The 22,338-nt window shown below is 61.6% G+C and carries 19 protein-coding genes; 13 read left to right on the top strand and 6 right to left on the bottom strand.

Annotated elements, in window-relative coordinates; translation table 11 throughout:
- Positions 1-42: 42 nt before the first annotated feature.
- From HX839_RS07135 to aspA, 3 genes are all read right to left on the bottom strand, one after another.
- Positions 43-1,020 carry an asparaginase gene (locus tag HX839_RS07135; RefSeq protein WP_177066892.1) on the bottom strand — a complete coding sequence of 326 codons (978 nt, stop codon included), beginning with the start codon at positions 1,018-1,020 and terminating at the stop codon, positions 43-45.
- Positions 1,021-1,097: 77 nt separating this feature from the next.
- Entirely contained in the window at positions 1,098-2,549 is a 1,452-nt protein-coding gene (locus tag HX839_RS07130; RefSeq protein ID WP_003213417.1) for a sodium:alanine symporter family protein, read from the bottom strand.
- A gap of 392 nt (positions 2,550-2,941) precedes the next feature.
- Positions 2,942-4,366: an aspartate ammonia-lyase gene (gene aspA, locus HX839_RS07125; RefSeq protein ID WP_003213415.1), complete on the bottom strand. Its 1,425-nt coding sequence runs from the start codon at positions 4,364-4,366 to the stop codon at positions 2,942-2,944.
- Between the two features lie 181 nt (positions 4,367-4,547).
- On the opposite strand from aspA, the gene HX839_RS07120 reads away from it, so the two are divergent.
- From HX839_RS07120 to HX839_RS07100, 5 genes are all read left to right on the top strand, one after another.
- The gene (locus HX839_RS07120; protein ID WP_003213413.1) at positions 4,548-5,456 is read left to right on the top strand and encodes a LysR substrate-binding domain-containing protein; all 909 of its coding nucleotides are present in this window, start codon (positions 4,548-4,550) and stop codon (positions 5,454-5,456) included.
- Between the two features lie 332 nt (positions 5,457-5,788).
- Positions 5,789-6,280, top strand: coding sequence for a 5-(carboxyamino)imidazole ribonucleotide mutase (gene purE, locus HX839_RS07115; RefSeq protein ID WP_003213411.1), 492 nt, complete (start codon positions 5,789-5,791; stop codon positions 6,278-6,280).
- Positions 6,281-6,292: 12 nt separating this feature from the next.
- Positions 6,293-7,378 carry a 5-(carboxyamino)imidazole ribonucleotide synthase gene (locus tag HX839_RS07110; RefSeq protein WP_102370181.1) on the top strand — a complete coding sequence of 362 codons (1,086 nt, stop codon included), beginning with the start codon at positions 6,293-6,295 and terminating at the stop codon, positions 7,376-7,378.
- Between the two features lie 103 nt (positions 7,379-7,481).
- The gene (locus HX839_RS07105; RefSeq protein WP_003213408.1) at positions 7,482-7,727 is read left to right on the top strand and encodes a GlsB/YeaQ/YmgE family stress response membrane protein; all 246 of its coding nucleotides are present in this window, start codon (positions 7,482-7,484) and stop codon (positions 7,725-7,727) included.
- A 78-nt stretch (positions 7,728-7,805) separates the two neighbouring features.
- Positions 7,806-8,339: a DUF3299 domain-containing protein gene (locus HX839_RS07100; RefSeq protein WP_023659290.1), complete on the top strand. Its 534-nt coding sequence runs from the start codon at positions 7,806-7,808 to the stop codon at positions 8,337-8,339.
- A 120-nt stretch (positions 8,340-8,459) separates the two neighbouring features.
- Here HX839_RS07100 and HX839_RS07095 read toward each other — a convergent pair whose 3' ends face one another.
- Together HX839_RS07095 and HX839_RS07090 are read right to left on the bottom strand one after the other, a co-directional pair.
- On the bottom strand, positions 8,460-9,359 hold the full coding sequence (locus HX839_RS07095) for a D-hexose-6-phosphate mutarotase (protein WP_177066891.1): 900 nt from the start codon (positions 9,357-9,359) through the stop codon (positions 8,460-8,462).
- 58 nt (positions 9,360-9,417) lie between these two features.
- Positions 9,418-9,822 carry an acyl-CoA thioesterase gene (locus tag HX839_RS07090; RefSeq protein ID WP_003176975.1) on the bottom strand — a complete coding sequence of 135 codons (405 nt, stop codon included), beginning with the start codon at positions 9,820-9,822 and terminating at the stop codon, positions 9,418-9,420.
- A gap of 457 nt (positions 9,823-10,279) precedes the next feature.
- Here HX839_RS07090 and HX839_RS07085 point away from each other — a divergent pair, with 457 nt between their 5' ends.
- From HX839_RS07085 to HX839_RS07050, 8 genes are all read left to right on the top strand, one after another.
- Positions 10,280-11,569: an MFS transporter gene (locus HX839_RS07085; protein ID WP_003213403.1), complete on the top strand. Its 1,290-nt coding sequence runs from the start codon at positions 10,280-10,282 to the stop codon at positions 11,567-11,569.
- A 329-nt stretch (positions 11,570-11,898) separates the two neighbouring features.
- Positions 11,899-12,888, top strand: a complete 990-nt coding sequence (locus HX839_RS07080; RefSeq protein ID WP_003213401.1) for a phosphate ABC transporter substrate-binding protein PstS — start codon at positions 11,899-11,901, stop codon at positions 12,886-12,888.
- Between the two features lie 430 nt (positions 12,889-13,318).
- Complete coding sequence (locus tag HX839_RS07075) at positions 13,319-15,352, top strand: ABC transporter permease subunit (protein WP_173406109.1); 2,034 nt, start codon at positions 13,319-13,321, stop codon at positions 15,350-15,352.
- A 15-nt stretch (positions 15,353-15,367) separates the two neighbouring features.
- Complete coding sequence (pstA, locus tag HX839_RS07070) at positions 15,368-17,038, top strand: phosphate ABC transporter permease PstA (protein WP_008439475.1); 1,671 nt, start codon at positions 15,368-15,370, stop codon at positions 17,036-17,038.
- A 139-nt stretch (positions 17,039-17,177) separates the two neighbouring features.
- On the top strand, positions 17,178-18,011 hold the full coding sequence (pstB, locus tag HX839_RS07065; RefSeq protein ID WP_003213395.1) for a phosphate ABC transporter ATP-binding protein PstB: 834 nt from the start codon (positions 17,178-17,180) through the stop codon (positions 18,009-18,011).
- 72 nt (positions 18,012-18,083) lie between these two features.
- On the top strand, positions 18,084-18,845 hold the full coding sequence (gene phoU / locus HX839_RS07060; protein WP_003213392.1) for a phosphate signaling complex protein PhoU: 762 nt from the start codon (positions 18,084-18,086) through the stop codon (positions 18,843-18,845).
- A 124-nt stretch (positions 18,846-18,969) separates the two neighbouring features.
- The gene (locus tag HX839_RS07055; protein WP_177066890.1) at positions 18,970-19,869 is read left to right on the top strand and encodes a response regulator; all 900 of its coding nucleotides are present in this window, start codon (positions 18,970-18,972) and stop codon (positions 19,867-19,869) included.
- A gap of 236 nt (positions 19,870-20,105) precedes the next feature.
- Positions 20,106-20,756: a M23 family metallopeptidase gene (locus tag HX839_RS07050; protein WP_008439474.1), complete on the top strand. Its 651-nt coding sequence runs from the start codon at positions 20,106-20,108 to the stop codon at positions 20,754-20,756.
- Positions 20,757-20,873: 117 nt separating this feature from the next.
- Here HX839_RS07050 and HX839_RS07045 read toward each other — a convergent pair whose 3' ends face one another.
- The gene (locus HX839_RS07045; RefSeq protein ID WP_003213385.1) at positions 20,874-22,214 is read right to left on the bottom strand and encodes a hemolysin family protein; all 1,341 of its coding nucleotides are present in this window, start codon (positions 22,212-22,214) and stop codon (positions 20,874-20,876) included.
- Positions 22,215-22,338: the final 124 nt, after the last annotated feature.

Genomic DNA, 22,338 nt, shown 5'->3' with positions numbered 1-22,338 from the left:
CCAGCCAGGGGATGGCTGGAAGAGGAGCAAGTTATATGCCGGTCAGCTCAGTTCGCCGCACAGGTCGAGTTCGACCAGGCGGCGGATTTCGGCGATGTCCAGCCCGGCGCCGATCAAGGCATTGAGCTTGCCGAACGCGGCTTCACGGGTCATCCCGCCACCCGACAACACCCCGACGCCCCGCAAGCGGCTGCCGGCCTCGTACACGTCCAGCTCCACACCGCCTTCATGGCATTGGGTGATTGCCACCACGACCACGCCGTTATCCTGCGCGCGCTGCAGGCTGGCGAGGAACTGCGGGTTGTCGCTCGGTCCGGTGCCGCTGCCGAAGCATTCCAGCACCAGCGCCTGGATGCCGCTGTCGATCAACGCGTCCAATTGCGCGGCGGCGATGCCCGGCACCAGTGGCAGCACACCCACATTGGCCAGCGCCTTGGCCTGGCGGTAATGCAGCGCCGCCGGAACCAACTCGGCTTGGGCGACGCCGCCGTTACGCTGCAACGCGGCAAACGGGTGGCGACCAAAACTGCGGATTTTCGCGCAACGGGTCGGGGCCATCAGTGCACCGTGGAAGTACAGTTGCACGCCAGGCGCCAGGCCTTGGCTCAGGGCTGCCAACGCACCGCTGACGTTTTCCCAGGCATCGCTGTCGGGCACACCGGCCGGCAGCATCGAGCCGGTAAACAGCACCGGCGCGGGCAGGCCCAGCAGTTGGAAACTCATGGCCGCGGCGCTGTAGGCCAGGGTGTCGGTGCCGTGCAGCACCAGTACGGCGTCGCAACCCTCGTCCACCGCCTCAACCACGGCGGCGCGCAGGCGCTGCCAATAGGCGGGGGTCATGTTCGCACTGTCGATCAGCGGGGACATTTCCCGAAAGCGCCAGGCTGGCATATTCAGTTGGGCGAGGGCTTCGCTCATGCGCGCTTCAAACCCCGAAGCGGGGGCCAGGCCGTTGGCGCTGGCCTGCATGCCGATGGTGCCGCCGGTGTAGAGCACCATGACGTTGTTGGCTGGTTGCATTGAAGAATCTCCTGAACGAAAAACGCCGCCGGGCCCAGAGCATGCCCAAGGCCGGGCGGCGTGTCATCTATCTAGGTTTAGCGTTGCGCTTGAGCGTTCAGTTCTGCGGTCGCTTGAGCGGCTGGCTCAGGCTTCACCGGATTTGCCGGCCAGGCCTTGCGGTCCAGGTCCAGGTCCGGGAACTTGCTGGAATCAAACACCGGGGTCTTGATGCCCGCAGCACGCTGGCCGTCGTAGTCATTCAGGATGCGCATGGCGATCTTGAACAGGAACGCCAGGGCGAACAGGTTGACGAACGCCAGCATGGTCATGGTGATGTCGGCGAAGGCAAACACGGTGCTCAGGTTCTCGATGGAACCCCAGAAAATCAGCACCAGCACCAGCGCACGGTAGCCCATCAGCACCTTGCGGTTGTCGCCCACGATGAAGCGCAGGTTGCTCTCGCCGAGGTAGTAGTTGTACATGATCGAGGTGAACACGAACAACGCCAGGGCCACCGAGATGAACATCCGGCCCCAGTCACCCACCACCGCCGCCAGGGAGTTCTGGGTCAGGGCAATACCGTCGCCTTCAAAGCCCGGGGTGTAGAAGCCCGAGAGCAGGATCAGCAGCGCGGTGCAGGTGCAGATGACGAAGGTGTCGAGGAACACGCTGAACGCCTGAACCACGCCCTGGGCGATCGGGTGTTCAACCGAGGCGACTGCCGCCACGTTAGGCGCACTGCCCAGGCCGGCTTCGTTGGCGAACACGCCGCGTTTCACACCCATGATGATCGCGCTGCCCACCAGGCCACCGAAGGCCTGGTCGAGGCCGAAAGCGCTCTTGACGATGGTCGCGAGCATGGCTGGCACGTGGTCGAATTGCAGCACGATCACGTACAGGGTCACCGCGATGTAGACCAGGGTCTTGACCGGCACCAGCAGGTCGGCGATCGAGGCGATACGCTTGATCCCGCCGATGAACACCAGGCCCAGCAGCACCGCCAGGGCCAGGCCGGTGTAGGTGGTGTCGAGGCCAAACGCGTTGTTCAGCGAGTGGGTTACGGCGTGGGCTTGCAGGCCATTGAAGGCGAAGCCGAAAGTCACCAGCAGCAGGAACGCCATCACCATGCCCAGCCAGCGTTTGTGCAGGCCGTGCTGGATGTAATACGCCGGGCCACCACGGTAGGTGCCTTCAGCGTCGGTGCGTTTGTACAGTTGGCCGAGGGAGCACTCGATAAAGCTCGAAGACATGCCCACCAGTGCGGTGACCCACATCCAGAATACGGCGCCCGGGCCACCCAGGGTCACGGCAATGCCGACGCCTGCGATGTTGCCGGCACCCACGCGCCCGGCGAGGCTGAGCATCAGCGCCTGGAACGAACTGAGCTGGCCGGCGCTGCTTTTCAGGCTGTCGCGAAACACCGAAAACATGTGGAAAAAGTGACGCAACTGAACGAAACGCGAGCGGATCGTGAAGTAACCACCGAGCCCGACAATGAGCACGATCAATACTTTCCCTGAGAGGAAGTCGTTGATGACTTCTAGCATGGAGTGTTCCTCGCTGATTTTTCTAATGGCAAACGCAGGACGGTCCGACGCATCGCTCGGCACCAGGCAGTGCACGACGCTTCGACCCCAATCCTTTTGCGGGTGTTGTTATTCATGCGGTTTCGCGCTTCCCAGGGTCTCGTTACCGACGACCGCTGACGCGAAGAGGGGCGGCACTATACCTAGGAGTGGGTGATCCGTCTGCACGAGGCGATTAAAGGTTTCAGCCAAGGCGTTACGGGCAAGGCGGGTTTGTTGGGCGATCTTGGAGTTTTTATTGGCGTCATTTCACAACCTTGAGGCAAAAAAAAGGGCCTGAAGAACGAGCCTTCAGGCCCTCAAAAGGTGAGAGGTGTCTAGTCCCTCAACCTGGTGAGCGGTGCAACAAACGCTTAGGCCTTCAAGGGGACCAAACGTGGGGCAATCATGTTTTCGGGGCGCAGGATGTCGTCGAGCATGGCGTCGTCGAGCAAGCCTTCTTCGCGCACCAGTTCCAGCACGCCGCGGCCGCTTTCAAGGGCGATACGGGCGATGCGGGTGGCGTTTTCATAGCCGATGTACGGGTTCAGCGCGGTGACCAGGCCGATGGAGTGTTCCACCAGCTCGCGGCAGCGGGCTTCGTTGGCAGTGATGCCGACGATGCAGTGCTCGCGCAGCATGTCCATGGCGCGTTGCAGCAGGCGGATCGAGTCGAAGATCTTGTAGGCGATCAGCGGCTCCATCACGTTCAGTTGCAGCTGGCCGCCTTCGGCCGCGATGGTCAGCGCCAAATCGTTACCGATGATTTGGAACGCCACCTGGTTCACGGCTTCCGGGATCACCGGGTTGACCTTGCCGGGCATGATCGAGCTGCCTGGCTGACGCGCCGGCAGGTTGATTTCGTTGATGCCGGTGCGCGGGCCGCTGGACAGCAGGCGCAGGTCGTTGCAGATCTTCGACAGCTTCACCGCGGTACGCTTGAGCATGCCGGAGAACAGCACGAAGGCGCCCATGTCGGAGGTGGCTTCGATCAGGTCGGCAGCCGGTACCAGCGGCTGGCCGCTGATGGTCGCCAGGCGCTGGACGGCCAGGGCCTGGTAACGCGGGTCGGCGTTGATGCCGGTACCGATGGCGGTGCCGCCCAGGTTCACTTCGGTCAGCAGCTCAGGCGCCAGGGTCTTCAGGCGAGCCAGGTCTTCACCGAGGGTGGTGGCGAAGGCACGGAATTCCTGGCCGAGGGTCATCGGCACGGCGTCTTGCAGCTGGGTACGGCCCATTTTCAGGACGTGGCTGAATTCTTCACCCTTGGCAGCGAACGCCTGGATCAGGCTGTCGAGGCTGGCCAACAGCGCGTCGTGGCCCAGCAGCAGACCCAGGCGGATCGCGGTCGGGTACGCGTCGTTGGTCGACTGCGCCATGTTCACGTCGTTGTTGGGGTGCAGGTATTGGTATTCGCCCTTGCTGTGGCCCATGGCCTCCAGCGCGATGTTGGCGATGACTTCGTTGGCATTCATGTTGGTTGAAGTGCCAGCGCCGCCTTGAATCATGTCCACCACGAACTCTTCGTGGAAATCGCCGCGGATCAGACGGGCACAGGCTTCGCTGATGGCAGCGTGCTTGGCTTCGCTGAGTTGGCCCAGCTCGCGGTTGGCGTCAGCAGCTGCCTGCTTGACCATTGCCAGGCCGACCACCAATTTCGGGTAATGCGAAATCGGAACGCCCGAGAGACGGAAGTTGTTCACCGCTCGCAGGGTCTGGATGCCGTAATACGCTTGAGCGGGTACTTCGAGTACGCCAAGCAGGTCTTTTTCTGTGCGGAAAGATGCAGCGGAGGACATGACGGAAATCATCTCGATATGGACCCGGGCTAGGCCGGAACGCTGTGAATGCTAGGCTTGCAGGAGATTTTGGGCCAATGCTGTTAAACACTGGCCTATGCATAAACGGCATAATGTCGGTGTGACCCCGTTACCATGACGGACGTGTGTGCCAAAATGGTGCGTGCCCCGGGAGGATGTGATGAACCTTGAAAGCAAATGGCTGGAAGACTTTAGCGCCCTGGCTGCCACCCGCAGCTTCTCCCAGGCGGCTGAGCGGCGCTTCGTCACCCAGCCGGCGTTCAGTCGGCGCATCCGCAGCCTGGAGGCGGCGCTGGGGCTGACCCTGGTCAATCGCTCGCGCACGCCGGTCGAACTGACGGCGGCGGGGCAGTTGTTCCTGGTCACCGCGCGGACCGTGGTCGAGCAACTCGGCGAGGTGCTGCGCCACCTGCATCACCTGGAAGGCGGGCAGGGTGAAGTCATGCAAGTGGCGGCGGCGCACTCCCTGGCCCTGGGTTTCTTCCCGCGCTGGATCGCGCAGTTGCGCAACGAAGGACTGAACATTGCCACGCGGTTGGTCGCCACCAACGTGGGCGACGCCGTGCATGCGCTGCGCGAAGGCGGCTGCGATTTGATGCTGGCGTTCTACGACCCGGATGCGGCGATGCAGATGGACCCGGAGATCTTCCCGTCGCTGCACCTGGGCAACACCGAGATGCTGCCGGTGTGCGCCGCCGATGCCGACGGCAAGCCACTGTTCGACCTGGAAGGCGAGGGCAGTGTGCCGCTGCTGGCCTACAGCGCCGGAGCTTTCCTGGGGCGCTCGGTAAACCTGCTGCTGCGCCAGCGGGCGCTGCGCTTTACCACGATTTACGAAACGGCCATGGCCGACAGCCTGAAAAGCATGGCCCTTGAGGGCTTGGGCATTGCCTGGGTGCCGCAGTTGAGCGTGCGCGCCGAGCTGGCCCGGGGTGAACTGGTGGTGTGCGGCGGCCCGCAATGGCATGTGCCGCTGGAGATCCGGTTGTATCGCTGTGCGTTGGTGCGCAAGGCGAACGTGCGGTTGTTGTGGCGCAAGCTGGAAGGCGGCGCGGCGCAGAATACCTGAGCCCACACAGATCAAATGTGGGAGCGGGCTTGCTCGCGAAAGCGTAGTGTCAGTCAACCCATCTGTGGCTGATCCACCGCATTCGCGAGCAAGCCCGCTCCCACATTAGTTTTCTGGTGTGTTCGCTGACCTGGAAGTCAATAAAACCGCCTGTTTGAGGTGTAAGACAGATGGTCATTCCAGGGGCTGTTTATCTGCGTTATTACGGTATACTGCGCGGCCTTCGGCCGGTCCAACCGGCCTTAATTCGTACAACAAGCCACGCTGGATTTCCCGCGTGGCTTGTTGTTTTTTGACGCGCCTGCGGGCGCCCAGAGAGAAGAGGCACGACGATGAGTGCATTGGTTGGCGTGATCATGGGCTCCAAGTCCGATTGGTCCACCCTTAGCCACACCGCCGATATGCTGGAAAAACTCGGCATTCCCTACGAAGTGAAGGTGGTTTCCGCCCACCGCACTCCGGATTTGCTGTTCCAGTATGCCGATGAAGCAGAATCCCGTGGCATCGAGGTAATCATCGCCGGTGCCGGCGGCGCAGCTCACCTGCCAGGCATGTGTGCAGCCAAGACTCACCTGCCAGTGCTGGGCGTACCGGTGCAGTCGTCGATGCTCTCGGGCGTGGATTCGCTGTTGTCCATCGTGCAGATGCCCGCCGGTATTCCGGTGGCCACCCTGGCGATCGGCAAGGCCGGCGCGATCAACGCTGCCTTGTTGTCCGCCAGCATCCTCGGCGCCAAGCACCCGCAGTTCCACGCGGCGCTGAAAAAATTCCGTGCTGAGCAGACAGACAGCGTCCTGGACAATCCAGACCCACGCATTGCCTGAGGTGGTTGATTGATGAAAATCGGTGTAATCGGTGGCGGCCAACTGGGCCGCATGCTGGCCCTGGCGGGTACGCCGCTGGGGATGAACTTCGCTTTCCTGGATCCGGCACCAGATGCCTGCGCAGCTGCGCTGGGTGAACACCTGCGTGCGGACTACAGCGACCCGGATCACCTGCGCCAACTGGCCGATGAAGTCGACCTGGTGACCTTCGAGTTCGAAAGCGTCCCGGCTGAAACCGTGGCCTTCCTGTCGCAGTTCGTGCCGGTATACCCGAGCGCCGAAGCCTTGCGCATCGCGCGTGACCGCTGGTTCGAGAAGAGCATGTTCAAGGACCTGGGCATCCCGACACCGGCTTTCGCCGACATCCAGTCCCAGGCTGACCTGGACGCCGCAGTCGCCTCCATCGGCCTGCCGGCCGTGTTGAAGACCCGCACCCTGGGTTACGACGGCAAGGGCCAGAAAGTCCTGCGCACCGCCGCCGACGTGGTCGGTACCTTCGCCGAACTGGGCAGCGTCGGCTGCCTGCTGGAAGGCTTCGTGCCGTTCACCGGTGAAGTCTCGCTGATTGCCGTGCGTGCCCGCGATGGCGAAACGCGTTTCTACCCGCTGGTGCACAACACCCACGACAGCGGCATCCTCAAGCTGTCCGTGGCCAGCACCGATCACCCGCTGCAAGCCCTGGCCGAAGATTATTCGAGCCGTGTGCTGAAGCAACTGGATTACGTCGGCGTGATGGCGTTCGAGTTCTTTGAAGTCGACGGTGGCCTCAAGGCCAACGAAATCGCCCCGCGCGTGCACAACTCCGGGCACTGGACCACCGAAGGTGCCGAGTGCAGCCAGTTCGAAAACCACCTGCGGGCGGTAGCGGGCTTGCCATTGGGCTCCACGGCAAAAGTCGGCGAGAGCGCCATGCTCAACTTCATCGGCGTGGTGCCGCCGGTTGATCGCGTGATCGCGATTGATGACTGCCATCTGCATCACTACGGCAAGGCGTTCAAGGCCGGGCGCAAGGTCGGCCACGCCAACCTGCGCTGCAAGGATCGCGCGACGCTGCAAGCGCAGATCCTCAAGGTCGAAGCGCTGATCGCCGAGCAATAACCCAAGGCCGGGCGGAACCATTGGTACCCGCCACCCTCTGATTGCAGGAAGCCAAAGTCTGACTAGGCTTTGACTGAATTCACTTCAATCAGAGGGAAATGCCATGGGTATCATTGGGACCATCTTTATCGGTTTGATCGTCGGCCTGCTGGCGCGTTTCCTGAAGCCAGGCGACGACAGCATGGGCTGGATCATGACCATCCTGCTGGGTATCGCCGGTTCGCTGGTTGCGACTTATGGTGGCCAGGCACTGGGCATCTATCAGGCTGGCCAGGGCGCAGGCTTCATTGGTGCGCTGGTGGGTGCCGTGGTGCTGCTGGTGATCTACGGTCTGCTGAAAAAGAAGTAATTTAGCGACCAGGCCCTCTGCGCTGCGCAGGCGCAGAGGGCTAGAATGCCGGCACTGTAATCCTTGCCGAGCCCCTCCATGCGCCGTCTCCTGTTATCCCTTCTTCTATGCACCGGGTTGGCCCACGCTGGCGAACTGCCGGAAACCGACTGGCTGGAACTGATGCCCAAGTCGGACCAGAAAGCCCTCGAAGAAATGCCGGAAATCGACCACAACTCCCCGGAAGCCCAAGGCACGTTCACCGCAAAGGGTGGCCTGAAGCAGAGCAAGGGTTTGCCGGCGGTTATGTATTCCACCAAGACGGTGGCTGCCATGAACGGCAAGAATATTCGCATTGGCGGCTACCCCGTGCCGCTGGAAACCGACGCCAAGGGCCGCAGCACGCTGTTCTTCCTGGTGCCTTATCCGGGCGCCTGCATCCACGTTCCGCCACCGCCGCCCAACCAGTTGGTGCTGGTGCGTTATCCCAAGGGCTTGAAGCTGGATGACATCTACACGCCGCTGTGGGTGACGGGCACGCTGAAGGTGGAGAAGGTCAACAATGACCTGGCCGATGCGGCGTATGCGTTGGATGCGGGGAAGGTGCGGGCGGTCAAGGAATCGGATCTCTGATCTGACGCAGCACCTAATGTGGGAGCGGGCTTGCTCGCGAATGCGGTGTGTCAGTCAGCACATGCACTAACTGGAACACCGCATTCGCGAGCAAGCCCGCTCCCACATTTTTGATTGGGGTTACAGGGCGATACCGCTGATGCTCACGCCCAGGGTATGGCTTTCACCTGGCGCCAGCGTCACCACATCGTCCAGCACATTCGCGGTCTCGATGCACAACATGCCCTGCCAGCCGTCGTCGGCCATGTCACTGAAGGCCTTGGCACGTTCAGTCCACGGGTTCCAGATCACCGTCGAGCGCGAGCCTGTGCTGGTGAGTTGAACGCGGCGCTGCCAGTCTTTATCGACGATGTTCACTTGAGTCGGGGTGTCGAGGTAGATGCGGTCGGTCTCGGCGGTGAAGTGCAGCAGCCCGGATTGCTGCTTTTGGGTCCAGCCGTCGGCGGTATCGATATAGTCCCGCCCGTCCAGGCCGTCGACCTGCACGTTGCGTACATCGCTGACCGCAAAATAGCTGTGCAGCGCCTGGCTGAGGCTGACGGTCTCGGCGCCGTGGTTGTGGCTGGTCAGGCGGATGTGCAGTTGATCATCCAGCAGGATGCTCATCTTCAGGTCAACCTGATGCGGCCAACCCGGGAAGCCACCTTCAGGCACTGGCAGTTCCAGCTCAACCCTCAGCGCTGTGCCTTCTGCCTCAACGCCAGCCAACGTCCAGTCAGCGGTCCGCACGAAACCATGGGCACCGGCCGGCTCGGCGCCCTGGTACATGGCCTTGACGCTCTGCGGGTTGCGGTCGAATACGCCAAACCACGGCCAGCACACCGGCACGCCGGTACGAATGCCTTTGCCTTTCTTGAACAGCACCTGATCGTTGGGCCAGATCAGCGGCTTCTCGCCGGTGCGCTGGTAACTCACGATGTGCGCGCCTTGCTGGGCCACCACCAATTCGGCGCCGTTGTGGCGGATGCGCCAAGCGTTCAGCTCATCCAGTTTTACGGTTTCAACGTTGGGCGTAGACATAGGCGCGCGCTCTCAATGGCAGACAATGGGGCAATGGACCGTCAAAACGTCGCGATGTTTAACGCGCCCGCGACGGAACCGAGCGGGTGCGGCCGCTGCCATCGATGGCAACGAACACAAACACCGCCTCGGTGACTTTGCGCCATTCGCTGGACAGCGGGTCGTCGCTCCACACTTCGACCATCATCTGGATCGAGCTGCGGCCGATTTCCAGGGCCTGGGTATAGAAGGACAACTGCGCGCCGACGGCCACGGGCACCAGGAATGCCATGCGATCAATCGCCACGGTGGCTACGCGGCCACCGGCAACCTTGCTCGCCATGGCGGTGCCGGCCAGGTCCATCTGCGCGACCAGCCAGCCGCCGAAGATGTCCCCGAAACCGTTGGTTTCACGCGGGAGTGCGGTGATTTGCAGGGCGAGATCGCCTTGCGGGATAGGATCTTCTTGTTCGAGTTCGATCATGCCGGTGCCTCTGACCCGTGACGCTTCATGGGTATTTCAAGTGGATAGCCGTCTTCTGGAAAAACGTTTCAGCACCAACATACACCGCTCGATGCGTTTCTCGTAAGGCGTACTAAAGGGAAACTCTGCCAAATCGGCTGGTGTATAACCAACGGCGTTTTGGCACAGCAGCCCCTCAAGGATGCGGGTCTGGCGCTTGCAAGGGCCGAGTATATCGAGCCGTCGGCGCCACGACGACCTCCCTACGCTCATTTGGTCGGTAAATAGACGCTGTATCGCGGCTTTTTCCGGCAACTGTGCTCCTGCTCATATTAATTGCACGTCTGCTACGGAAATATTTCGCGGATCTGAACTGTTAACGGCTCAACGCTGTGCTTTTTCAAGCGATTTGCTATCTTGCCAAGCCTGCCGCAAGTCCCGGGCTTGCCGTCCTGACTACTATAAGAGAAGCCTTGCCATGTCCTCCGTGCCCGCAAGCAGTGCGCAACCTTCGCGCCCGCTGACCCGCAACGACTACAAAACCCTGTCGCTGTCTGCCTTGGGCGGGGCGCTGGAGTTCTACGACTTCATCATCTTCGTATTTTTTGCGACGGTAGTCGGGAAGCTGTTCTTCCCGGCGGACATGCCCGAATGGCTGCGCATGATGCAGACCTTCGGCATCTTCGCCGCCGGCTACCTGGCGCGGCCGCTGGGCGGGATCATCATGGCGCACTTCGGCGACCTGCTGGGGCGCAAGAAGATGTTCACCCTGAGCATCTTCATGATGGCCGTGCCGACCCTGATCATGGGCCTGCTGCCGACCTACGCGCAGATCGGCCTGTGGGCGCCGATCCTGTTGCTGCTGATGCGCGTGATCCAGGGCGCGGCGATTGGCGGTGAAGTGCCGGGCGCGTGGGTGTTCGTGTCCGAGCACGTGCCGCCCCGTCACATCGGTTATGCCTGCGGCACCCTGACTAGCGGCCTGACGGCCGGCATTCTGTTGGGTTCGCTGGTGGCCACCGCCATCAACACGCTCTACAGCCCGGAACAGGTGTCGGATTACGCCTGGCGCATTCCGTTCCTGCTGGGGGGTGTGTTCGGCCTGTTGTCGGTGTACCTGCGTCGCTGGCTGCACGAAACCCCGATCTTCGCCGAGATGCAGCAGCGCAAGACCCTGGCGGCCGAGCTGCCGTTGCGCGCGGTGTTGCGTGACCATCGTGGCGCCATCGTACTGTCGATGCTGTTGACCTGGCTGCTGTCGGCCGGTGTGGTCGTGGTTATCCTGATGACGCCGACCGTGCTGCAAACGATCTACCACTTCAGCCCAACGGTGGCGCTGCAGGCCAATAGCCTGGCCATCGTCACCCTGAGCCTGGGGTGTATTGCTTCCGGCGCCCTGGCCGACCGTTTTGGTGCCGGGCGCGTGCTGATCATCGGTTGTGCCTTGTTGCTGGCAACGTCCTGGACGCTCTATCACAGCCTGATGGCTCACCCGGACTGGCTGTTCCCGCTGTACGCCTTGACCGGCCTGTTTGTAGGCACCATTGGCGTGGTGCCCTATGTCATGGTGAAAGCGTTCCCGCCGGTGGTGCGTTTCAGCGGTTTGTCGTTCTCCTACAACGTCGCCTACGCCGTATTCGGTGGCCTGACGCCGTTAGCGGTGTCGCTGCTGATGAAGGAAAGCCCGATGGGCCCTGCTTACTACGTGGCGGCCCTGTGCGTGATGGGGATGGCGGTGGGTGGGTACCTGTGGAAGCGCGGGCGCTGACACGTTTTTGAAAACTGCCGGACAACCTTGTGGCGAGGGAGCTTGCTCCCGTTGAACTGCGCAGCGGTTCCATTCTGGGGACCGCTACGCGACCCAGCGGGAGCAAGCTCCCTCGCCACAGATTTTGCCTTACAACAATTACAGATTGTTTCCACGAAATCGCTCCAACCTCCTCGCAAGCCCCGGATTTATTGACGTTTCTCCTTCCTGTCAGCTTTTTCATAAATGCTGGCCTTTCATCTAATTGTCATATTCCAGACATAGAGTGTTCACACGGCCTACCGATACTTGGCCCCGATCCAACTATCCCTATCTGCTAGGAGCAAGGCATGAAACTGAAACGTTTGATGGCGGCAATGACTTTTGTCGCTGCTGGCGTTGCGACCGCTAACGCGGTAGCCGCTGGTGTTGACCCGGCGATTCCGGCTTACGTGAAGACCACTGGTGTGTCGGGCAACCTGTCCAGCGTTGGTTCCGATACCCTGGCAAACCTGATGACCCTGTGGGCTGAGGGTTACAAAAAGGAATACCCGAACGTCAACATCCAGATTCAGGCCGCCGGCTCCGCCACTGCACCTCCTGCACTGACTGAAGGCACCTCCAACCTGGGCCCGATGAGCCGCAAGATGAAGGACACCGAACTGGCTGCCTTCGAGCAGAAGTACGGCTACAAGCCAACCGCGATCCCGGTTGCCGTGGATGCCCTGGCCGTGTTCGTGCACAAGGACAACCCGATCCAGCACCTGACCATGGAACAAGTCGACGCGATCTTCTCCTCGACTCGTCTGTGCGGCGCCAAGGCTGACGTCAAGACCTGGGGCGACCTGGGCGTGACCGGCGACCTGGCCAACAAGCCAGTGCAACTGTTCGGTCGCAACTCGGTATCCGGCACCTACGGCTACTTCAAGGAAGAAGCCCTGTGCAAAGGCGACTACAAGCCTAACGTGAACGAACAACCTGGTTCGGCGTCGGTTGTGCAGTCCATCAGCTCCTCGCTGAACGGCATCGGTTACTCGGGCATCGGTTACAAAACCGCCAGCGTGAAAACCGTGGCCCTGGCCAAGAAAGGCAGCACTGACTTCATCGAAGACAGCGAAGAAAACGCCCTGAACGGCAAATACCCGCTGTCGCGCTTCCTCTACGTCTACGTCAACAAAGCCCCGAACAAGCCTCTGGCCCCGCTGGAAGCCGAGTTCGTGAAGCTGGTTCTGTCCAAACAGGGCCAGGAAGTGGTAGTGAAAGACGGCTACATCCCGCTGCCAGCCAAAGTTGCCGCCAAGGCACTGGCTGACCTGGGCCTGAAAGAAGGTGGCAAATAAGCCGCCGGTAAACCTGCCTTGAACCGCGGTTTACCCACGGTTCAAGGCCCGGGCGGGGTCTGTAAGACCTGGACCTCGCCTCCCATTTTTTAATCCGCTGCCAGCCCTGCTACGCGGCGGATTTCTTGCGTCACTGCATTGTCATCTTTCTGTCATACAGGATCGCTAGGGTGTGCGCATGAATGATCTGGCCAATTCCACCATGACGACGACTTCTCCCCCCAAGCGCATTGATTTCAATACGCCTGAGCTGCAACGCAAGCGCCGCATCCGCGCGCTCAAGGATCGCCTGACCCGCTGGTACGTGCTGATTGGCGGCCTCGCCGTCCTGGGCGCGATCACCTTGATCTTCTTCTTCCTCGCCTACGTGGTCGCCCCGCTGTTCCACGGCGCCAACCTGACCAAGGAAGAGGCCCTCGCGCCTGCCTGGCTGCAGGACGCCGGCAAGCCGCTGATGATCTCCATGGAAGAACAGAACCAGGTCGCCATGCGGGTTTCCGACAAGGGCCAGGCGCTGTTCTTCAACGTTGACACGGGTGCCGAACTCAAGCGCGTTGACCTGCCGTTGCCGGCGGGCGTGACAGTCGCCTCCATTGGTGAAGACCAGCCCGGCAGCCCGCTGGTGATCCTCGGCCTGTCCAACGGCCAGTCCCTGGTGTTCCGCCACACCTATAAAGTGTCGTACCCGGACGGCAAGAAGACCATCTCGCCCGCCGTCGAATACCCTTACGGCGAAACACCGATCGTCCTCGACGAACAGGGCCGCTCCCTTGAGCATGTCGCCTTGAATGCGACCGACTCGACGCTGGTGGTGGCTGGTTCCAGTGGTGCCCATCTGAACGTGCTGTCCATCAGCCGTGAAGAAAACATGATGACCGAGGAAGTCACCACCGAGCAGAAACGCATCGAGCTGCCGCAAATGACCGAGCCGGTCAAAGCCATCTTCGTTGATCCGCGCCAGCAGTGGCTGTACGTGATCAACGGTCGCGCCCAGGCCGACGTTTTCAGCCTGCGGGACAAGAGCCTCAACGGTCGCTACAAATTATTGGAAGACGGCGTGGCGCAAGTCACGGCCAGCACCCAACTGGTGGGCGGCATCTCGCTGATCATCGGTAACTCCAGCGGTGGCCTGGCGCAGTGGTTCATGGCCCGCGACCCGGACGGCGAACAACGCCTGAAGCAGATCCGTACCTTCCAGATGGGCACCGCGCCTATCGTTGAAATCACTGCTGAAGAACGTCGTAAAGGCTTCACCGCCCTCGACGCTTCCGGCAAGTTCGGTGTGTTCCACAGCACTGCCCACCGTACGTTGCTGGTGGACCAGGTGGTCGACGGCAACGGTATCTTCGGCATGTCGCCACGGGCCAACCGGGTGATCGTCGAGGCCGGCGGCAAGCTGCAACCGCTGCTGCTGGACAACCCGCACCCGGAAGTTTCCTGGAGCGCGCTGTGGAGCAAGGTCTGGTACGAAAACTACGACGAACCTAAATACGTCTGGCAATCGACCGCCGCCAACACCGACTTCGAACCCAAGATGAGCCTGGCGCCCCTGACCTTCGGTACCCTGAAGGCCGCGTTCTACGCCATGCTGCTGGCCGCGCCACTGGCCGTTGCCGCTGCGATCTACACCGCTTACTTCATGGCCCCGAGCCTGCGCCGCAAGGTCAAGCCGGTGATCGAATTGATGGAAGCGATGCCGACGGTGATCCTCGGCTTCTTCGCCGGCCTGTTCCTGGCGCCGTATGTCGAAGGGCATTTGCCGGGGATTTTCAGCCTGCTGATGTTGCTGCCGATTGGCATCCTGGTGGCCGGCTTCGTCTTCAGCCGCCTGCCTGAGTCGATCCGCCTGCGGGTCCCGGATGGCTGGGAAAGCGCGATCCTGATCCCGGTGATCCTGTTTGTGGGCTGGCTCTCGTTGTACATGAGCCCGTACCTGGAAACCTGGTTCTTCGGCGGCGACATGCGCATGTGGATCTCCCACGACCTGGGCATCACCTACGACCAGCGCAACGCCCTGGTAGTCGGCCTGGCCATGGGTTTCGCGGTGATCCCGAACATCTACTCCATCGCCGAAGACGCCGTGTTCAGCGTGCCGCGCGGCCTGACCCTGGGCTCCCTGGCCCTGGGCGCCACGCCATGGCAGACCATGACCCGCGTCGTGATCCTGACCGCCAGCCCGGGCATCTTCTCGGCGCTGATGATCGGCATGGGCCGCGCGGTCGGTGAAACCATGATCGTGCTGATGGCCACCGGCAACACGCCGGTGATGGAGATGAACCTGTTTGAAGGCCTGCGAACCCTGGCAGCCAACGTCGCGGTGGAAATGCCCGAATCGGAAGTCGGCGGCAGCCACTACCGCGTGCTGTTCCTCTCGGCGCTGGTGCTGCTGCTGTTCACCTTCATCATGAACACCCTCGCCGAGCTGATTCGTCAGCGTCTGCGCAAGAAATACTCGTCGCTTTAAGAAAGGTAGAAGTCTGTGAAACAGAACTCCCTGAATGGATGGTTCAAGAGCGGCGCCCCGGGCGTCTGGATCAGCGGTGGCGCGGTGTCCATCGCGGTCATCATGACCATTGGTTTGCTGGCCGTGATTGCCGTGCGTGGCCTGGGCCACTTCTGGCCGGCCGACCTGATCCAGGCCAACTACAACGTGCCGGGCCAGGAAAATCACATCGTCGTCGGCGAAGTGGTGCAGAAAGAAGAAGTGCCCCGCGAGCGCCTGAAAAGCGCTGGCTTGCCGGTGCCGGACCAAGGCCCGGAGTTCATGACCCGCGAGCTGATCAAGGTCGGCAACCGTGACTTGAACGGCAATGACTTCACCTGGATCGTCGGCGAGTGGCTGACCAACCAGACCAAGCCGGTCGAGTTGATGGCCATCGAGCGTCGTGAGTGGGGCAACTTCTACGGCACCCTGGTCAACGTCAAGCAGGACGGCAAGGTGATCGCCGAAGGCGAGGCGGCCTGGCCGGAACTGCAAGCCCGCGTAGACCGCGTCAACAAGCTCGCGGCCCAGCTCAAGACCCTCGAGAAGTCCGACATCGGCGCCATCAACGCCGGCCTCGAACGCATCCGCCTGCACGGTCGCAAACTGGAGCTGGAAGGCAAGCTGGACGCCACCGCCCAGGCCGACATGGACAGCGGCCGCGCCGAACTGAACAACCGCTACAAGGATATCGAAGCCCGCTTGGCCGACCTGCACACCCAGTTCAACCGCGACAGCCTGACCGCCCGCGATGCCAACGGCAAAGAAATCGAAATCGGCATTGGCAAGGTGGTGCACGCTTACCAGCCGAACGCCATGGGCTACATGACCAAGGTTGGTTTCTACTTCAGCAAGGTCTGGGAATTCCTCAGCGACGATCCACGGGAAGCCAACACCGAAGGCGGGATTTTCCCGGCGATCTTCGGCACCGTGATGATGACCCTGATCATGGCGATGATCGTGACCCCGTTCGGCGTGCTGGCGGCGGTGTACCTGCGTGAATACGCCAAGCAGAACACCCTGACGCGGATCATCCGCATCGCGGTGAACAACCTGGCCGGTGTACCCGCCATCGTTTACGGCGTGTTCGGCCTTGGCTTCTTTGTGTACGTACTGGGCGGCTCGGTTGACCGGCTGTTCTTCGCCGAGGCCTTGCCGGCACCGACCTTCGGTACGCCTGGCCTGCTCTGGGCGTCCCTGACCCTGGCGCTGCTGGCGGTACCGGTGGTGATCGTGGCCACTGAAGAAGGCCTGGCGCGGATTCCTCGCACCGTACGTGAAGGTTCTTTGGCACTGGGCGCGACCAAGGCGGAAACGCTGTGGAAGATCGTGCTGCCGATGGCCAGCCCGGCGATGATGACCGGCATGATCCTCGCCGTGGCCCGCGCCGCCGGTGAAGTGGCGCCGCTGATGCTGGTGGGTGTGGTGAAACTGGCGCCGTCGCTGCCGGTGGACGGCAACTACCCGTACCTGCATCTGGACCAGAAGATCATGCACCTGGGCTTCCATATCTATGACGTCGGCTTCCAGAGCCCCAACGTCGAAGCCGCGCGGCCGCTGGTGTACGCCACCGCCTTGCTGCTGGTGCTGGTGATCGCCACGCTCAACCTGTCGGCGGTGTGGATTCGTAACCACCTGCGCGAAAAATACAAAGCGCTGGACAGTTAATTGAAGTGAACGCGGACTAAATGTGGGAGCGGGCTTGCTCGCGAATGCGGTGTATCAGTCATACATGGGTCAACTGACCTGACGCCTTCGCGAGCAAGCCCGCTCCCACAAAACGAATTGGTAGCACAGGGAGCATCCCATGCAACATGAAACCCATTCCCACGGCATCAACATGTCAGCCCTGGGTCGCGACAAGCAGAGCCTGAGCCTGGCCCAGGAAACCGTGGCCATCGAAGTCCCGGGCCTGAGCCTGTACTACGGCGACAAGCAGGCGCTGTACGACGTCAGCATGAACATTCCGAAGCAGCGCGTGACCGCCTTCATCGGCCCGTCCGGTTGCGGCAAGTCGACCCTGCTGCGCACCTTCAACCGGATGAACGATCTGGTGGACGGCTGCCGCGTCGAGGGCGCGATCAACCTGTACGGCACCAACATCTACCGCAAGGGCGAAGACGTGGCCGAGCTGCGGCGCCGGGTGGGCATGGTGTTCCAGAAGCCCAACCCGTTTCCCAAGACCATCTACGAAAACGTGGTCTACGGCCTGCGCATCCAGGGCATCAACAAAAAGCGCGTCCTCGACGAAGCCGTTGAGTGGGCACTGAAAGGCGCGGCGCTGTGGGACGAGGTCAAGGACCGCCTGCACGAGTCGGCCCTCGGTTTGTCCGGCGGCCAGCAGCAACGTCTGGTGATCGCCCGCACCATCGCCGTGGAGCCGGAAGTGCTGCTGCTCGATGAACCGTGCTCGGCACTCGACCCCATCTCCACGTTGAAAGTCGAAGAGCTGATCTACGAACTGAAATCCAAGTTCACCATCGTCATCGTGACCCACAACATGCAACAGGCGGCGCGGGTTTCCGACTACACCGCGTTCATGTACATGGGCAAGCTGGTGGAATTTGGCGACACCGATACCCTGTTCACCAACCCGGCGAAGAAGCAGACCGAAGACTACATCACCGGTCGCTACGGCTAGCAGGTGGCTGGTTGCTCACTGAACTGATGCTGCGGTCGACCGCACCTTACTGGACGTTCCAAGGACGCCAACATGATTAGCAAAGAAGGCCTTACCCATCACATCTCCGCGCAGTTCAACGCCGAGCTTGAGGAGGTGCGCAGCCACCTCCTGGCCATGGGCGGGCTGGTGGAGAAGCAAGTCAACGACGCCGTCACCGCGCTGATCGAGGCCGACTCGGGCCTGGCCCAGCAAGTGCGCGAGATCGATGACCAGATCAACCAGATGGAACGCAACATCGACGAAGAATGCCTGCGCATCCTGGCCCGTCGTCAGCCGGCGGCGTCCGACCTGCGTTTGATCATCAGCATCTCCAAGTCGGTGATCGACCTGGAGCGCATCGGTGACGAAGCCACCAAGATCGCCCGCCGCGCCATCCAGTTGTGTGAGGAAGGCGAAGCGCCGCGTGGTTATGTCGAAGTGCGCCACATCGGTGACCAGGTGCGCAACATGGTTCGCGACGCCCTCGACGCGTTTGCCCGTTTCGACGCCGAGCTGGCGTTGTCGGTGGCCCAATACGACAAGACCATCGACCGCGAATACAAGACGGCGCTGCGCGAACTGGCGACCTACATGATGGAAGACCCGCGCTCTATCTCACGGGTACTGAGCATCATCTGGGTACTGCGTTCGCTGGAACGCATCGGCGACCACGCACGCAACATCTCGGAACTGGTGATTTACCTGGTGCGGGGTACTGACGTGCGGCACATGGGTCTCAAGCGGATGAAAGCAGAAGTTGAAGGTACGACCGATCAAATCCCTAATGTTCCGGGCGTTCCTGACGATAAGTAAGATTGCCCGAGAAATAAACGCCCGGCCTTTGGTCGGGCGTTTTCGTTTGTGGTGTTGGAATTTTTGGCAAAACGCCATCAGCGAAGCGTTATGCTTGCCGGGGTTTTTATAGGATGAAGGGTCGATGAGCAAAGTCAGTGTATTGGTGGTGGATGACGCCTCGTTTATTCGCGACCTGGTGAAGAAGTGCCTGCGTAACTACTTCCCGGGGATCAAGATCGAAGATGCGGTGAACGGCAAAAAGGCCCAGGCCATCCTGATGCGCGAAACCTTCGACATGGTGCTGTGCGACTGGGAAATGCCGGAAATGTCCGGCCTGGAACTGTTGACCTGGTGCCGTGAACAGTCTCATCTCAAAGCCATGCCTTTCGTCATGGTGACCAGCCGTGGCGACAAGGAAAACGTGGTGCAGGCGATCCAGGCCGGGGTTTCCGGCTACGTCAGCAAGCCATTCACCAACGAGCAGTTGCTGAACAAGGTCAAGCAGGCACTGAACAAGATTGGCCGCCTCGACGCGCTGATCGCCAGCGCACCGACCAAGATGAACTCGGCGTTCGGTAACGATTCCCTCAGCGCCCTCACTGGTGGCAAGCCTGACGCAGTCAAGCCGGCCCCGGTGGCCGCGCCCAGCAAAGGCCTGCTCAACAGCCCGCCGGTGCAGGTGGCTGCGGCAGCGTCGCCTGCCAGCGGTCGTGGCCAGGGCCAGTTGCGCCTGTCCAGTGGCACTCAGCAGTGTGTGATCAAGGCCCTGAGTATCAAGGAGGCGCTGCTGGTGGTGCGTCGTGGTGAAATCCTGCCTCAGGTACTGGAAAGCGCCGTGCTCGACCTGGAGCAGGGTGAGAACGCTGAAGTGGCGCGTCTGAATGGCTACCTGCATGCCGTCGTGGCCTACGAGCCCAAGCCCGACAGTGACTGGCTGCAACTGACCTTCCGGTTTATCGACCAGGATGCGCAGAAGCTTGACTACATTTCGCGGCTGATCGCCCGCGGGACCGCACAGAAGCATTTTGTGCCGGGTGCGTGACTTGATGGGGTCTCCAAAAAACCTGTGGCGAGGGGGCTTGTCCCCCGTTGGGCTGCGTAGCGGCCCCAAACCCTGTAATTGAGTTCTGCCTGACCCTGCGCGATAACTCTACTGGGGCCGCTGCGCAGCCCAACGGGGGACAAGCCCCCTCGCCACAGGGTTAGTGTTTGGTTCACATAGCACTGTCATGATCCCTTGTTAGCCTGCCATCCAGTCGTCCCTGGCAGGCCAACCCGATGCTCGTGCGCTCACTGCTGTTGTGTGGACTGTTCGCCGTTGTCATGCCGGCGATGTCCATGACCCTCTACAAATCCATCGACGCCGACGGCGCTGTGGTCTTCAGCGACCGGTACACGCCCGGGGCACAGGCGTTTGTGTATCAGGAGCGGGTGATTCCCAAGCCTGTATATCCTTCGCAACCCGCTTCCTATCGTTATCCCTTGCCCTGGCGTGGCGGGCCGTTCCGTCTCACCCAAGGCCCGAACGGTACCTTCAGCCACTCCGAGCTCAAAAGCCGTTATGCGATGGACATTGCCATGCCTGAAGGCACGCCAATCATCGCGGCACGTGGCGGTGTCGTACTGAAAACCGAGAACGAGCAGAGCGGGCGCGGCAGCGATCCATCGGGCAATTTCGTGCGGGTGCAGCACGATGACGGCACGCAAGGCGTGTACCTGCACCTCAAGCAAGGGTCGGTCAGCGTCAGGGAAGGGCAGCGCGTGGCGGTGGGCAGCCCGCTGGCGCTGTCGGGCAATACCGGTAACAGCAGCGGGCCGCATCTGCATTTTGTGGTGCAGCGCACGACGGCGTCGGGGCTGGTGTCGATTCCCTATGAATTCAACCAGCCGGTGCAGGCGTTGCCCAACTTTGCGCTGGGCACGCGGTAAGGCTTTTGTAGGAGCGAGCTTGCTCGCGAAAAACCTGAGGGCGCTGCCGGGTGTCAGGGTCCCAGCGTTATTGTTAACGTCCTTCGCGAGCAAGCTCGCTCCTACAGGGGGTGTGCCCTAGTCGAGCAATAGCACCTTGGCCAACACGATCTTCGGCCCTTTCATCTTCTTGATGATGATGCGCAGGCCTTCGACTTCCAGCACTTCTTCCTCTTCCGGCACTCGTTTCAGGGTGTCGTAGATCAGCCCGGCAAGGGTTTCGGCTTCGATGTGGTCCAGGTCGACGCCCAGCAGGCGCTCCACCTTGAACAGCGGCGTGTCGCCACGCACCAGCAATTTGCCCGGCTGGTAAGCGAGGATGCCGCGCTCGGCCTTGCGGTGTTCGTCCTGGATGTCGCCTACCAGTACTTCCAGCACGTCTTCCATGGTCAGGTAGCCGATGACCTTGCCGTCGGCCTCTTCCACCAGGGCGAAGTGCGCGCCGCCTTTACGGAACTGTTCGAGCAGTTGCGACAGCGGCATATGGCGCGATACGCGTTCCAGCGGGCGGGTCAGTTCGGCCAGGTTGAACGACTCGGGAATGTGGTCCAGGGCCGCCAGTTCCAGCAGCAGGTCCTTGATGTGCAGCAGGCCGACGAACTCGTTGCGCACGGCGTCGTACACCGGGTAGCGGCTGAACTTGTGGCGACGGAACAGCGCCAGGATTTCCTTGAGCGGTGCGTTGAAGTCCAGGGTCACCAGGTCTTCCCGGGAGTTGGCCCAGTCCACCACTTCCAGCTCGCCCATTTCCACGGCGGAGGCCAACACGCGCATGCCTTGGTCGCTCGGGTCCTGGCCACGGCTGGAGTGCAGGATCAGTTTCAGTTCTTCACGGCTGTAATGGTGCTCGTGGTGCGGGCCAGGCTCGCCTTGGCCGGCGATGCGCAGGATGGCGTTGGCACTGGCGTTGAGCAGGTAGATCGCCGGGTACATGGCCCAGTAGAACAGGTACAGCGGCACGGCGGTCCACAGCGACAGCAACTCGGGCTTGCGAATGGCCCAGGACTTGGGCGCCAGTTCACCGACCACGATGTGCAGGTACGAGATCACGAAGAAGGCGGCAAAGAACGACACGCCCTTGATCACTTCCGGCGACTGCACACCGATCGCGCCCAGCAACGGCTCGAGGATGTGCGCGAAGGCCGGCTCACCGACCCAGCCCAGGCCCAGGGAGGCGAGGGTGATACCCAACTGGCAGGCCGACAGATAGGCGTCGAGCTGGCTGTGTACGGTGCGCAGGATCTGCCCGCGCCAGCCGTTCTTGTGGGCGATGGCTTCGACCCGGGTCGAGCGCAGTTTGACCATGGCAAATTCCGCCGCAACGAAAAAGCCGTTGAGCAGTACCAGGATCAGTGCAAAAAGAATCATGCCGAAGTCGGCGAAGAGTGTCGCGAGGGTGATGCCAGGGGAAGGGTCCATGATGGGGTTTTGCGGGTTCCGTCTAATCGAAAAGGGTGAGCAGGTGGGCCTGAAAGGCAGGCGCAAGTCCGCCAATGTAGCGGCTGACGGGGCGCTTGCCTAGTGGCGGCTGCCGGGCGGAGGG

The sequence above is a fragment of the Pseudomonas sp. I8001 genome (assembly GCF_013385345.1).
GTDB lineage: Bacteria > Pseudomonadota > Gammaproteobacteria > Pseudomonadales > Pseudomonadaceae > Aquipseudomonas.
Note: the sequence above shows the minus strand (reverse complement) of the source record. Positions and strands in the feature narration are given on the sequence as shown.

What these genes read in the sequence shown, in the direction of transcription:
- HX839_RS07120 (WP_003213413.1), top strand. Translation starts at nt 4,548, where the DNA reads ATGAACCTTGAAAGCAAATGGCTGGAAGACTTTAGCGCCCTGGCTGCC.
- HX839_RS07135 (WP_177066892.1), bottom strand. Translation starts at nt 1,020, where the DNA reads ATGCAACCAGCCAACAACGTCATGGTGCTCTACACCGGCGGCACCATC.
- HX839_RS07050 (WP_008439474.1), top strand. Translation starts at nt 20,106, where the DNA reads ATGCTCGTGCGCTCACTGCTGTTGTGTGGACTGTTCGCCGTTGTCATG.
- HX839_RS07105 (WP_003213408.1), top strand. Translation starts at nt 7,482, where the DNA reads ATGGGTATCATTGGGACCATCTTTATCGGTTTGATCGTCGGCCTGCTG.
- HX839_RS07080 (WP_003213401.1), top strand. Translation starts at nt 11,899, where the DNA reads ATGAAACTGAAACGTTTGATGGCGGCAATGACTTTTGTCGCTGCTGGC.
- HX839_RS07090 (WP_003176975.1), bottom strand. Translation starts at nt 9,822, where the DNA reads ATGATCGAACTCGAACAAGAAGATCCTATCCCGCAAGGCGATCTCGCC.
- phoU (WP_003213392.1), top strand. Translation starts at nt 18,084, where the DNA reads ATGATTAGCAAAGAAGGCCTTACCCATCACATCTCCGCGCAGTTCAAC.
- HX839_RS07110 (WP_102370181.1), top strand. Translation starts at nt 6,293, where the DNA reads ATGAAAATCGGTGTAATCGGTGGCGGCCAACTGGGCCGCATGCTGGCC.
- HX839_RS07055 (WP_177066890.1), top strand. Translation starts at nt 18,970, where the DNA reads ATGAGCAAAGTCAGTGTATTGGTGGTGGATGACGCCTCGTTTATTCGC.
- pstB (WP_003213395.1), top strand. Translation starts at nt 17,178, where the DNA reads ATGCAACATGAAACCCATTCCCACGGCATCAACATGTCAGCCCTGGGT.
- HX839_RS07085 (WP_003213403.1), top strand. Translation starts at nt 10,280, where the DNA reads ATGTCCTCCGTGCCCGCAAGCAGTGCGCAACCTTCGCGCCCGCTGACC.
- HX839_RS07100 (WP_023659290.1), top strand. Translation starts at nt 7,806, where the DNA reads ATGCGCCGTCTCCTGTTATCCCTTCTTCTATGCACCGGGTTGGCCCAC.
- aspA (WP_003213415.1), bottom strand. Translation starts at nt 4,366, where the DNA reads ATGTCCTCCGCTGCATCTTTCCGCACAGAAAAAGACCTGCTTGGCGTA.
- purE (WP_003213411.1), top strand. Translation starts at nt 5,789, where the DNA reads ATGAGTGCATTGGTTGGCGTGATCATGGGCTCCAAGTCCGATTGGTCC.
- HX839_RS07095 (WP_177066891.1), bottom strand. Translation starts at nt 9,359, where the DNA reads ATGTCTACGCCCAACGTTGAAACCGTAAAACTGGATGAGCTGAACGCT.
- HX839_RS07130 (WP_003213417.1), bottom strand. Translation starts at nt 2,549, where the DNA reads ATGCTAGAAGTCATCAACGACTTCCTCTCAGGGAAAGTATTGATCGTG.
- HX839_RS07045 (WP_003213385.1), bottom strand. Translation starts at nt 22,214, where the DNA reads ATGGACCCTTCCCCTGGCATCACCCTCGCGACACTCTTCGCCGACTTC.